Origin of the sequence: Halorubrum sp. GN12_10-3_MGM (assembly GCF_005435235.1) — an archaeon.
Classification (GTDB): domain Archaea; phylum Halobacteriota; class Halobacteria; order Halobacteriales; family Haloferacaceae; genus Halorubrum; species Halorubrum ezzemoulense.
In genome coordinates this window covers 22,458-35,005 of sequence record NZ_SGUB01000023.1, presented here as the reverse complement: position 1 = coordinate 35,005, position 12,548 = coordinate 22,458, and the positions used below count along the sequence as shown (strand labels likewise).

Annotated in this window: 9 protein-coding genes; 4 read left to right on the top strand and 5 right to left on the bottom strand. The window is 72.2% G+C overall.

Going from position 1 to position 12,548, the window contains the following annotated elements; genetic code table 11:
* Positions 1-44: 44 nt before the first annotated feature.
* Complete coding sequence (locus tag EXE47_RS14620; RefSeq protein WP_089307717.1) at positions 45-1,409, bottom strand: hypothetical protein; 1,365 nt, start codon at positions 1,407-1,409, stop codon at positions 45-47.
* Positions 1,410-1,507: 98 nt separating this feature from the next.
* Here EXE47_RS14620 and glmM point away from each other — a divergent pair, with 98 nt between their 5' ends.
* Positions 1,508-2,848 carry a phosphoglucosamine mutase gene (gene glmM / locus EXE47_RS14615; RefSeq protein ID WP_089307718.1) on the top strand — a complete coding sequence of 447 codons (1,341 nt, stop codon included), beginning with the start codon at positions 1,508-1,510 and terminating at the stop codon, positions 2,846-2,848.
* A gap of 53 nt (positions 2,849-2,901) precedes the next feature.
* Complete coding sequence (gene glmU / locus EXE47_RS14610; RefSeq protein WP_049929704.1) at positions 2,902-4,110, top strand: bifunctional sugar-1-phosphate nucleotidylyltransferase/acetyltransferase; 1,209 nt, start codon at positions 2,902-2,904, stop codon at positions 4,108-4,110.
* A gap of 78 nt (positions 4,111-4,188) precedes the next feature.
* Here glmU and EXE47_RS14605 read toward each other — a convergent pair whose 3' ends face one another.
* On the bottom strand, positions 4,189-6,408 hold the full coding sequence (locus EXE47_RS14605; protein WP_089307719.1) for a hypothetical protein: 2,220 nt from the start codon (positions 6,406-6,408) through the stop codon (positions 4,189-4,191).
* Between the two features lie 109 nt (positions 6,409-6,517).
* Between EXE47_RS14605 and EXE47_RS14600 the strand changes: the two genes are divergently transcribed.
* On the top strand, positions 6,518-7,681 hold the full coding sequence (locus EXE47_RS14600) for a GAF domain-containing sensor histidine kinase (protein ID WP_176454996.1): 1,164 nt from the start codon (positions 6,518-6,520) through the stop codon (positions 7,679-7,681).
* Here the strand turns inward: EXE47_RS14600 and EXE47_RS14595 are convergent.
* The 3 genes from EXE47_RS14595 to EXE47_RS14585 all read right to left on the bottom strand — a co-directional run bounded on the left by EXE47_RS14595 (position 7,678) and on the right by EXE47_RS14585 (position 11,278).
* Positions 7,678-9,657: a glycosyltransferase family 2 protein gene (locus EXE47_RS14595; protein WP_137708484.1), complete on the bottom strand. Its 1,980-nt coding sequence runs from the start codon at positions 9,655-9,657 to the stop codon at positions 7,678-7,680. The two genes, EXE47_RS14600 and EXE47_RS14595, sit on opposite strands and share 4 nt — an antisense overlap.
* Positions 9,654-10,721 (bottom strand): HEAT repeat domain-containing protein, encoded by a 1,068-nt coding sequence (locus tag EXE47_RS14590; protein WP_137708486.1) that lies wholly within the window; start codon positions 10,719-10,721, stop codon positions 9,654-9,656. The genes EXE47_RS14595 and EXE47_RS14590 overlap by 4 nt, the downstream gene beginning before the upstream one ends.
* Positions 10,722-10,897: 176 nt before the next feature.
* Positions 10,898-11,278: a response regulator transcription factor gene (locus EXE47_RS14585; RefSeq protein ID WP_094494912.1), complete on the bottom strand. Its 381-nt coding sequence runs from the start codon at positions 11,276-11,278 to the stop codon at positions 10,898-10,900.
* A 92-nt stretch (positions 11,279-11,370) separates the two neighbouring features.
* On the opposite strand from EXE47_RS14585, the gene EXE47_RS14580 reads away from it, so the two are divergent.
* On the top strand, positions 11,371-12,546 hold the full coding sequence (locus EXE47_RS14580) for a sugar phosphate nucleotidyltransferase (protein WP_086215936.1): 1,176 nt from the start codon (positions 11,371-11,373) through the stop codon (positions 12,544-12,546).
* Positions 12,547-12,548 lie beyond the last annotated feature (2 nt).

The following is a 12,548-nucleotide window of genomic DNA, read 5'->3' as shown; positions in this document are numbered from 1 at the left end:
CCGGCGGCCCGTCGCCCCCTCGACGGCCGGAGCGCCGCGGCCGATCAGTCGGGGTCGAGAATCGCGTCCCGTAGCGGCGGGAACGCCTCTAATTTGGCGCGCCCGACCAGCGCGTAGAGGTACGCCTCCAACCGTTCGCGCCACATCGGCCGGTCGCGGCCGCCGCCGAACCCGACCTCCGCGACCTGGAGGTCCTCGACCGCGCGGCCGATCTGCGTGACGAGCAGGGGTTCAGGGGCGGAGCCGACGACCGACTCGTAGGTCGCCTGCGCCCGGCGCTTCGCGGCGAGGGTGTGGCCCGAGTCGAACGCGGTGTCGTCCGGCTCGACGACGAGCCGGTCGACTGCCGTCCCGTGGGCACGACGGCGCGCTACCCCGATCGAGAGCGCGACGGTCCGCAACGCGAGCAGGTCCGTGTCGATCGGCGTCCGCCACGGAACGGGCGCGGTCGATCCGAGACACCACCGCGCCAGCCGCGAGTGCGCGAACTCCCACGGCCCGTACTCGTCGACCTCCCCGACGTACCGGTCCCGGACATCGTCCCGGGACGGGTACTCGCGGAGGTCGGCGCGGAAGCGCTCGGCGGCCGCGCGCAGCGCCTCCGCGTGCGGGCCCGTGTCGCTCCCGAGGCGGTCGAAGAGGGTGTCGCGGTACCGCTCCGCGGTCATGGCGTCGACCTCGCCTCGGAGCAGCGCGGCCGTCACCTCACCTGCGACTTCCGGGTCGACCGCGTCGGCGGAGGCGTCGCTTTCGCCCCCGGAATCGGCGTTTTGCCCTGAGTCGGAATCGTCCGGGAGCGCGCGGGCCGCCAGCGCGCTCGCCGACTGCACCTCGCCCTCGATGCGGACGTACCACCCGAGGTCGCGCGCGGGATCCGTCGTCGGGTAGGGCTTCAGGTCGTCCGCGACCGCCCGCGCGCGGTCCGTCAGTACGGCGGCGCGGTCGCGGAGCGTCGCCCGGTCGACCGCGTCCTGCTCGGCGCGGGCGTACCCCAGCGCCTCGCCCGCGAACTGGAGGCCGTACCGCGCTCGGAACAGGGCCGTGTCGTGGTCGGCCTCGTCGAGCGCCTCGCGGGCGTCCTCGAGCCAGCCGCCCGCATCCGTCGTGATCGGCGCGGCGTCGTCCCCGACGGAGTCCATCTCGGCCCACCGGCGCCGGCTCTCCGCGACCGTTTCCGCGAGCGTCTCGACGGCCTCGCGGGCGTGCGCCTCGGTCACCGGCGGCCGCCAGAGGGCGTCGACCTCCGGCGGGGTCGGGTAATGCGTCGTCGCCGCGTCCGTGATCGAGTCCGGCAGCGCGGTCGGTTCCGTCACGCCGACGACCGCGGTGCCGCCGGCGAGTACCGCGGCGCCGCCGCCGAGCGTCGCCAAAACCGTCCGTCTGCTAACCGAGGAGGGGTCGGGGACCATGCGCGAGGCTGCGGGGTTCGATCAGTAAAAGCCTTGGAGCGATTCCGTTCTGGCCGCCGTCCCGAACCGTCTTTGCGGTGGCCGGCGATCGCCTCGGTATGTTCGGCACCAGCGGCGTTCGCGGCCCGGTCGGCGACGAGGTCACGGCGGCCCTCGCGCTCGACGTGGGGCGCGCGCTCGCGACGGACGGCGCGGAGACGGTCGTGATCGGGCGCGACGCCCGGGACAGCGGCGCGATGCTCACGCGGGCGCTCGCCGCGGGACTCACCGAGTGCGGGAGCGACGTGATCGACGTCGGCGTCGAGGCGACCCCGACGGTTGCGCGGGCGGTCGCCCGGGAGGGCGCGGACGCCGGCGCCGTCGTCACGGCCTCGCACAACCCCGCGCCCGACAACGGTATCAAGCTCTGGACGGCGTCCGGGCGCGCCTTCGACGAGGACCGGAACGATCGGATCGCCGAGATCGTCGGGACGGAGGCGTTCGACCTCGCAAGCCACGACGGGATCGGCACGGTCGAGACGCGCGACGCGGTCGCGGGCGGCGACGCGCGACGACGCCACGAGCGCGCGCTGCGCGAGACCGTTCCGCTGCCGGACGACCTCTCTGTCGTCGTCGACCTCGGCAACGGCGTCGGGCGCGTCACCGCCGACGCGCTCCACGCCGCGGGCTGCGACGTCGAGACGCTCAACGGGCAGCGCGACGGTCGGTTCCCGGGGCGACCGAGCGAGCCGACCGCGGCGAACTGCGAGACCGCCTGCGAGGTGGTCGCCGCGACCGACGCCGACCTCGGGCTGGTCCACGACGGCGACGCCGATCGCCTGATGGCGGTCGACGAGCGCGGGCGGTTCGTCGCCGGCGACGCGCTACTCGCGCTGTTCGCCCGCCGCGAGGCCGGCGCGGGCGACCGCGTCGCGGTCCCGGTCGACACGAGCCTCCTCGTCGCGGACGCGCTGAGCGAAGTCGACGCCGCGGTCACGTACACGCCCGTCGGCGACGCGTACGTGGCCGCGGAGGCGGCGAAGCCCGGCGTCGCCTTCGGCGGCGAGCCGAGCGGCGCGTGGATCTGGCCGGACCGGACGCTGTGTCCCGACGGCCCGCTCGCGGCCTGTATCCTGACCGCGCTCGTCGGCGCGGAGGGATCGCTGGCGGCGCTCGTCGACGGCCTCCCCGAGTACCCGATCCGCCGCGACTCCGTGCGCACGGGCCGGAAGTCCGAGACCGTCGAGCGCGTCGGCGAGGCCGCGGCCGCCGAGTACGACGACGTGTCGACCCTCGACGGCGTCCGTGTCGAGACGGACGCGGGCTGGTTCCTCGTGCGCGCGAGCGGGACCGAGCCGCTGGTGCGGATCACGGCCGAAGCGCGCGACGAGGCCGACGCAGACGCGCTGTTCGAGACGGCGCGCGGGCTCATCGATCGAGCGGACGCGAGCCTCGACTGACGCCCCGGATCCGACCGCAGTCAATAAACCTCGGCCCGCCGTCGGCTCCGCACATGTACGGAGTCGTGCTCGCGGCCGGCCGCGGGACTCGGATGCGACCGCTGACGGACCGCCGCCCGAAACCGCTGCTGCCGGTCGGGGACCGCTCGCTGCTCGAACGGGTGTTCGACACGGCCCGCGACGTGGTCGACGAGTTCGTCGTCGTGACGGGGTACCGCGGCGACGCGATCCGCGATGCCGTTGGCGAGTCGTACCGCGGCCGCCCGGTCCACTACGTCGAGCAGGCCGAGGCGCTGGGGACGGCCCACGCCGTCGCGCAGGCCGAACCGGTCGTCGACGACGACTTCCTCGTGCTCAACGGCGACGTGGTCGTCGACGCGTCGCTCCCGGACGCGCTCGCCGAGGCCGGCGCCCCCGCTATCGCCGCCACCGAGGTCGAGGACCCACGGGCGTACGGCGTGCTCTCGGTCGGCGACGACGGAGCGCTCGCCGGGATCGTCGAGAAGCCCGACGACCCGCCGACGACCCTCGCGAACGTCGGCTGTTACGCGTTCGAACCGGAGGTGTTCGAGTACATCGAGGACACCCCGGAGAGCGAGCGCGGCGAGTACGAGATCACGACGACGATCGACCGATTGCTCGGTGACGGTCGGCGGATCGCGGTCGCGACCTACGACGGGACGTGGCTCGACGTGGGGCGCCCGTGGGAGCTGTTGGAAGCGAACGAGCTGGCGCTGGCGGCACTCGACGACGGAACGGCGATCGGCGGTACCGTCGAGGACGGCGTCGAGCTCCGCGGCCCGGTCGTCGTCGAAGACGGCGCGCGCGTCCGCTCGGGGGCGTACGTCGAGGGGCCGGCGCTGATCCGCGAGGGCGCGGACGTGGGGCCGAACGCCTACCTCCGCGGGGCCACCGTTGTTGGACCGGATGCCCACGTCGGCCACGCCGTCGAGGTGAAGAACTCGGTGCTAATGGCCGGCGCGTCGGTCGGGCACCTCTCGTACGTCGGCGACTCCGTGCTGGGCCGCGGCGTCAACTTCGGCGCGGGAACGAACGTCGCCAACCTCCGCCACGACGGCGAGAACGTGCGGCTGACGGTGAAAGGCGAGCGCGTCGACACCGGGCGCCGCAAGCTGGGCGCGATCGTCGGCGGCGGTGCGAAGACCGGCATCAACACCGCCCTGAACGCCGGCGTCAAACTGGGGGCCGGCGAGACCACCGGGCCGGGTGAGTCGCTGACGCGGGACCGGCTCTCCGAATAGGGGGCTCGGAGTCACGGCGCTCGTCGACGCGTGAACCGGGGTCGGCCGCTCGGGACGCCTGCGCGGCGACCGCTCGCGTTATTCTCCGTTCGCGTAGCGCCCGAACACGTCGCCCACGATCCGACCGGACTCCTTGAGCCGTTCCGTGTACGCCGGTCGGTCCCACGTCGGCGGCTCGAACCGGAGGGAGCGCAGGCTCCCGTCAGGGACGCCCGGAACCGCGTGCGTCAGGTTCGTCTTGGCGTCGAGTTCGGCCGCGGTCCCGTCTGCGTCGACCGGGACGTAGGAGGCCGCGGCGACGTCGATCGCCTCGAACGTCTCGTAGTCGTCGAGTCCCTCGCTCCAGAAGTCGCCCAGCCGACGGCGGCGACTCGGGTCGGCGACGTTGAGCAGCTGCCAGGGGAGCCTGACCTCGATCGCGTCGTTCGACGGCGAGACGTGGACGTCAGCGAGCGAGTCGTACCGGTCGGAGTCCGGGTTCCCGTTACCGTAGCGGAGCCGTCCGGTCTCCACCGACTCGAACGGAACGCGCTCGCCGGTCTTCGGAACCGTGTAGCCGCGATTGATCACCAGCCGCAGCGGCGAGAAGACGCCCGGGTCCGGCTCCCGGTAGCGGTCGAGGTCGAGCCCGGCCTCTGCGCCGTACTCGTACGCGAAGGCGTCGTAGCGGGGACGGACGGTCACTCGAGAGGCATCGGGACCGCCGAGGCGGACGACGAAGTCGGCCGGTGCCGCCGCACCGAGACCGTGCGGGAGCGCTCGCTCGCCCCGGTCGGTGAGCCCGATCGCGAGGAAGTAGTTGGTCGCGTCCCAGTCGACCCCGCCGCCGAGGGCGTCCGCTTCGATCCTGACCGAGAGGTACGCCGCGTCGCTCGTGACGCGGAGCCCGGTCAGTTCGCGGCTCGCGTCCGCGCCGTCGCCGAGCCGGACGGGGTCGCGCTCGGGCGTCGCGGTGGCCGCGTCCGCCCACGCGTCGGCCGACCCGTCGAGCGGAACGGCGCCCGCGGGGTCGAACGCGAGCAGGCCGAACCGCTGTTCGGGCGTCTGGACGTTCGACCAGAACGGCCGACGGTCGGAGTCGGAGAACGGGGCGAGGTTCCACGTCCGCTTGAACCACTCGTCGTGCCAGCTGAAGGCGATCCCGCCGAGCGTGCCGGCCTCACGGATGTCCTCGTACATGGCGGCGAGGATCTCTCCCTGCTCCGTCTCGGTGTGTCGGCCCTGATCGCGGCCGTGAACGTCGCGCTGGGCGATGCCGCGGGAGGCCGGGACGCCGAACTCGGCGACGAGCAGCGGGTGGTCGGTCGCGCCGACGAGGTCGTTCAGGTAGCCGGCGTAGCTGTTCGGCTCGCCGCGGTGGTCGACGTAGTTCGCGTACTCGGGCGTCTCGTTCAACAGCGGCGGGTAGTAGGGGTACACGTGGTACGCCGCGAACGTGCCGGCCTCGGACGCGTCGGTCGCCTGGATCGCGTCGGGGTCGACGGAAACGGAGTCCTCGTCGTGGAACGGCTCGTACGGGTGTTCGAGCGGGTCGGTCGTCACCCAGTTCGTGAACGCCGCCGGGCGCTGCGCGCCGTACTCGTCCGCCTCGTACGCGACGGCGGCGTCGAGGCGGGCCGCGAGCCACGCCTCGAAGGGGCTCGCCGCTGGCGCGGCGAAGAACTCGCCGTCGTAGCCGGTCGCCTCGCCGAGCCGGTCGGTCTCCCGAACGACCGCCGGCGGCCACTCGATGCCGACGACGTAGCCGAGGACGGCGTTGCTCACGTCGGCGTCGTACGTGCCGCTGGCGTACCCGGGCTCCGGGTCGATCGTCGTCGCGCCGTGGACGGCGTCGACCACCTGCCGCATTGAGCGGTCGAACGAGGGCGACAGCGCGGTCGCGTCGCCCGCCTCCCGGAGGGTCTCCTCTCCGATCCAGTTGCCGTGGATGACGTAGATCGGGTCCGCGTGCGACCGGTTGTACGCCGCGAGCGCCCGGTAGAACGCGGGCGGGTGGACGGTGTACACCCGGACGACGTTGACGTTCAGCTCGCCCATCAGCCCCAGCCACCGGTCGTACTCGGCGCGAGTGATCGCCGCCTCGCCGGGGAACCGGCCGGGCTTGGCCATCCCGAGGTTCACGCCGCGGACCGACAGAGAGTCGAAGGCCCCGCCGTCGACCGCGACCTCGAACCCGTCGTCGCCGACGCGGAACCGGCGCGGCGGGCCCTCGCTCAAGCCGAGACCGCGGAAGCCGCAGCCGGCGGTCCCGACCGCACCGGCGACCCCGACGCGACCGAGGAATCGGCGTCTGCGCATGAGGGCACGTGTCGGCGGACCGGAATAAGGCTGTCTTCGGCCCGGTCCGAGATGCGGTTTTATGCCGGACCCGCGACAAACCGGATCCTAGCCAGCGACCCGCTTCACCATGGTATCTGACACGTCCCGTTCCGAACCGTTCAAGAGCCTGCTACAGCTGACCGCGACCGACCAGTCGACCGAGGAGCGCCTCCTGAAGGCGATAGACGTCGGCCGGGAGTACCTCGGCGTCGACAACGGCGTGCTCTCGTACACCGGCGAGGGGCGCTACGAGGTGGTCGAGACGAACATCCAGACCGGCCCCTACACCCAGGGGGGCGTCGTCGACCTCGACGGGACGTGGTGTCGCCACGTCGTCGAAAGCGGCGAGGCGATGGGCTTCGCGGACGCGAGCGAAACCGAGTACCGCGACGACCGCGCGCTGGAGACGACCGGGCTCCACTGCTACGTCGGCGCCGAGGTGACCGTCGACGGAGAGACGTACGGAACGCTCTGCTTCTCCGACGACGTTCCGCGAGACGACCCGATCACAGACGCCGAGCGCGACTTCGTCTCGGTGCTCGCGCGGTGGGTGAGCACCGAGCTCGAACGGCGGAAACACTACGCGGAGCTGCGCGAACAGAACGAGCGCCTCGACGAGTTCACCGGGATCGTCGCGCACGACCTCCGGAACCCGCTGTCGGGGGCCATCGGCTTCGTCGAACTCGCGCAGGAGCGCGTCAGCGGGCAGACGGCCGAGTTCCTCGACCGCGTCCGGGGGGCGCTCGACCGGATGGAGTCGATGATCGCGGAGTGCCTGATCCTCGCGAAGGAGGGCGCCGACGTGGGCGAGCGGAGTTCGGTCGCGCTCGAACCCCTCGTCAGAGAGGCGTGGGACACGGTCCAGACGCGCGACGCGACGCTGACGGTGGACGTGGCCTCCGAGACGGCTATCGTCGCCGACGAGATGCGCCTCCGACGGCTCTTCGAGAACCTCTTCCGCAACAGCGTGGAACACGGCGGGCCGGGCGTCTCGGTGACCGTGACCGGCGACGCGGACGGCTTCGTGATCGCGGACGACGGGCCCGGGCTCCCGCCGGCGGTCGAGGCGGCGCTCACCGCGGCCGACGCGGAGAATGTCAAGTCGTTCGGGCTCGGGCTGTTGGTCGTCCAGCGCGTGGTGACGGGCCACGGCTGGGACCTCGCCGTCGACAGCGACGACGACGGGACGCGGTTCGCCGTGAGCGACGTCAACGCCGCGGAGCCGGTCCACGAGGCGCTGCGCTCGGACTAACTGCCCCCGTCGAGGACCCAGACGAACCCCTCGTCGCCGGCGCCGTCCAAGGGGTCGCGAGTCCAGACGAATCCGCCGTCAGCGGGGCCGAGCGACGGGTCGGTGACCCAGACGAACCCGCCGTCACCGACCCCTTCCGAGAAGTCGGTCGTCGCCGCGAGCCGCGCGGATCCGTCGTCGTCGAGCGCGATGACGAACCCCCCGTCGCCGGCGCCGAGCGACGGGTCGGTGACCCAGACGAATCCCCCGTCGCCGACCCCCTCCGAGAAGTCGGTCGTCCAGACGAATCCTCCGTCGCCGGCGCCGGCGGTCAGCTCCCCGCTCGGGACGAACCGGCCGGTGCTCTCGTCGGCCGCGACCCCGGCGAGCCAGCGGAACCCGTCCGTGTCCGACGCGTCGACGAGCCGGTCGACCCAGACGAATCCGCCGTCGTCCGCCGCCGCCGCGGCGGCACCCGTTTCGGACGCCGAATCGTCCGGTCCGGCCTCTGAGTCCGTCGCCGCGGCCGTTGCGACACCTGGCCCGGCGGCGCCCGCCGCCTCGGCGCTGTCGGTCCCCGCATCGCCGAAGCCCCGCCGCTCCATGGCGCCCCACGACTGGTCGCCGCGGAGGTACTCGATCAGGCCGTGCCAGGCGACGATCGTCTTCCACTGGCGGTAGCCGAAGTTCTCTAACACGCCGTACCAGAGCAGTCGGAGGACTTCCCACGGGGACTCGTAGCGGTTGTAGCTCCACACCTCGCTGAACACGCCGAACCAGGAGAGGAACACGCCGGCGCCGACCGTGAGCAGCAGGAAGAGGAGGAAGAACTCGACGTTGAGGATGCCGAGGTACCACCCCAGCGGAAGCAACACGTAGCCGAACCCCTCGATGAGCGGGCCGAGCGCCTCGGCGGCGGTGAAGAACGGTAACACGACCGTGCCGACGCGACCGTACGCCCGACGGAAGAACATCCGCCGGCTCGCGACAACGGTCTCCATCATGCCGCGGTACCAGCGCCGCCGCTGGCGCCCCAGCGTCCGGAGCGTCTCCGGGACTTCGGTCCACGCGACGGGCTCCGGGACGAACTCGATCCGGTAGTCGACGTCGTTGTCCGAGAGGTGTTCGTGGAGGCGGACCACCACGTCGAAGTCCTCCGTGATCGTGTCGTGGCGGTAGCCGCCGATCTCGCGGACGCGGTCGGTCCGAAACACGCCGAACGCGCCGGAGATGAGGATCAGCCCCTTCAGCCGGGCGAGCCCGAGCCGCCCCGAGTAGAACGCCCGCAGGTACTCCATCACCTGAACGCCCGCGAGCCCGGTCTTCGGGAGGTTCACCTCCTTGACCTGTCCGTCCTGAACGACGCACTCGTTCGCCACGCGGATCGTGCCCCCGCTGGCGACCGTCCGCGAGGGCTCCTCGAGGAACGGCGCGACGACGTCTAACAACGCGTCGCTGTCGATCACGGTGTCCGCGTCGACCGCGCAGAACAGCTCTTGGTCGGTGAGCCAGACGCCGGCGTTGAGCGCGTCGCTCTTCCCGCCGTTCTCCTTGTCGACCACGAAGAGGTTCTCGTGGGTCGCGGAGCGGTACACGCCCCGGATCGGTTCCGAGGGCACGTCGTACGGCACCTCGGCGTCGACCGGGCGGAGCCCGAACGCCTCTTCGAGCCGTTCGAGCGTGGCGTCCGAGGAGCCGTCGTTGACCACGACGATCTCCTGGTCGGGGTAGTTGAGCGCGAGCATCGAGCGCACGCTCTCGACGATGCTCGCCGCCTCGTTGTACGCCGGCACGACCATCGCGACGCCGGGGTAGAACGGGCTGTCGAACGCGCGGAACGACGGGGTCCACTCCGACTCGCGGACGCTGTCCCGGAGCTGTACCAGCGCGAGCACGTGGATCAGCAGGTAGCCGACGTTGATCAGCAGGTAGTACGTGACGATGAACACGCCGGACCCGACGACGAGCGTCGTCCCGAGGGCTTCGAGCGTCGTCATCCGCGCACCTCGTCGTGGAGCCGGTCGCGGTCGCGGGAGATGTCTCGCGCGAGCCGATCGAAGCGGGCGTGCTCGACCGCCCACGCCCACGCGACATCGAATGCGGCGGTCTCGTCGACGGAGCGACCGTTGGCGGACGCGGTTCGGTCCGCCCCGAGGTCGGCGCGCGGCGGGTCGTTCGGGTCCACCGCTTCCGCCGAGGTCCGCTGTGAGACCAGCGTCTCGGCCGCGGTGACCCGCGCCCGCGCGTCGGGGTCCGCGGTCCCGGCGGCCTCGATCGCCGCGATCGCCTCCGCGTCCCCCCACGTCCCGGGCGCTCGGTACGCGCTCGCGCGGACCGGCGGGGTCGGGTCGGCGGCGATCGCGGCGAGGTCGACAGTGTCCCTGACCGCCCGGTTCCACCCGTACGCGCCCAGCGCCCGCCACGCTGCCGACCGGACGCTCGGGTCGGGGCTCGACAGCGACCCGACGACCCACGAGAGATCGGCATCCCCGACCACGGTGGTGAGGTGGCGGACGACGAGCAGCGCCTGCCGCTGGAGCGCCGGCGGCCACCTCGCGAAGTCGGCGGCCGCCCGCTCGAAGAACGGGCTCGGGTCGCGCTCGGCGACGCGGTACAGCGTGTCGACGCCGAACACCGAGAACGACTCCGGCTCGTCGCGGAGGAGCAGGTCGACGCCGGTCGTCGCGCAGTCGTCCGTCTCGGCCGCGTACAGTATCCGAGCGGCCGCGGCGCGCTCCCGCGGCGTCTCGGTACAGTGCGTTCTGAGCAGGTCGCGGTCGGGCGCGTCGCGGAGCAGGGCAAGCCAGACGAGCGCGTGGGTGCGGTCCCAGTAGCCGCCGTTCGCGATCTCGCGGCGGGCCCGCTCGTGGACGCCCAGTGCTCGCCCGAGTCCGGCCAGCGCGTCGGCGTCGCGACCGTCGAGCTCGCGGAGGTACACGTCGAGCAGCGACTCCAGTTCGTCCCGCTCCGCCGCCGAGAGGCCGGCGACCCACTCGTCCCACGCCGGGTCGTCGCGGCCGTAGAGCCGGTCGAGGAGCTCCGACCGTAGCGCGGCGCGCATCGGGACGCGACGCCGGCGTCGCCGGGCCGCGAGAAGCGAGTACCCGAGCGTGAGGACCGCGGCCGCGAACAGCAGCGAGCCGAGCACGACGACGGCGAGCGAGAGCGTCCCCGACTGAGGACCCGCGAGCGGACCGTACACGGACGTCGCCGTAGTCGGGGCCGCGAGCGGCACGGTTACGCCTCGACCAGTCGGTTTATCCGGGCCAGCAGTTCGTTCGGGCTGAACGGCTTCGTGAGGTACTCGTCGGCGCCGGAGTCGAGCCCCTTCAACACGTCGGCCTCTTGGCCGCGCGAGGTGAGCATCACGACGGGGACCTCGGGGTCGACCGCGAGCTCGCCGCGCCGGATCGTCCGCAGCAGCTGAGTACCCTTCATCCGCGGCATCATCACGTCGAGGACGACCACGTCGGGGGCGGCGTCGGCCTCGTCTAACGCCTGCCGGCACTCCTCGCCGTCGAGACACACCGTTAGGTCGTACCCCGCGTTCGACAGTTTGTACTGGAGGATCGACCGGATCGTCTCGTCGTCGTCCGCGATGACGGCCGATTTAGCCACGTCAGAAATACGTTCGGTTGGCCACTTTACTTTTCGGCACCGACGCTCGGTCCCGCGAACGATTTAAATCGCGGCGGACGGACCGTTCCCGTATGGGAAGCGAATCCGTGACCGCGGTGATCCTCGCCGCGGGCGAGGGACGGCGCCTGACGCCGCTGACGAACCGGCGGCCGAAGCCGATGGTGCCGGTGGCGAACCGGCCCCTACTCGAACACGTGGTCGAGGCGATCACGGCGACGGCGATCGACCGGATCGTCCTCGTCGTCGGCTACGAGCAAGAGCGCATCCGGAACCACTTCGGGGACGGCGACGACTGGGGGGTGACGATCGAGTACGTCGAGCAGTCGACCCAGCTGGGAACCGGCCACGCCGTGTTACAGGCCGAGCCGGTCGTCGACGGCCCGTTCGTCGTGCTCAACGGCGATCGGATCGTCGACCCCGCCGTCGTCTCGCAGGTCCGCGACCGGGCGATCGACGACGACCTCCCCGCGATGGCCGTCACGACCGCCGCGAACCCGCGCCAGTACGGCGTGGTGACGCTCGACGGCGACCGCGTGACAGACATCGACGAGAAGCCGGAAGGGGCCGTCGAGACGAACCAGATCAACGCCGGCGTCTACGCCTTCTCCCCGGCCGTCTTCGACGCGATCCGCGAGACGCACGTGGCCGGCGAGCTGGCGATCACGGCGACGCTCGACGACCTCGCCGCGACCGAAACGCTGTCCGCCGTCCGGTACGACGGCCGCTGGCTCGACGTGTCGAACCTGTGGGACCTCCTGACCGTGAACGCGGCACTGATCGGCGATTCCGGGGCGTCGGACGCCGACGGTCCCACCTTCGGCGACTCGGTGACCGTCGCCGACGACGCCGCGCTCGCGGGCAACGTCCGCGTGGGCCCGAACGTGACGATCGGCGGCAGCACCGCGGTCGGCAGTAACGCGACCGTCGAGGCGGGCGCGGTCGTGGAGAACGCCGTGATCTTCCCCGACGCCGTGATCGGCGCCGGGGCGGTGGTCAGGGACGCGATCGTCGCCGGCAACGCCCGGATCGGTCCGAACGCGACGGTCGCCGGCGGCCCGGCGACGGTTGTCGTGGGCGACGCCGTCCACCGCGGCGTTGAGCTCGGCGGCGTGGTCGGCGACAACGCCACCGTCGGGAGCGGCGCGACGCTCGCCGACGGCGCGGTCGTCGGCGACGACGTCACCGCCGACGCGGGGGTCGTGATCGACGGGCGGATCGAGTCGGGCGCGGTCGTTCGGAGGGGATAACG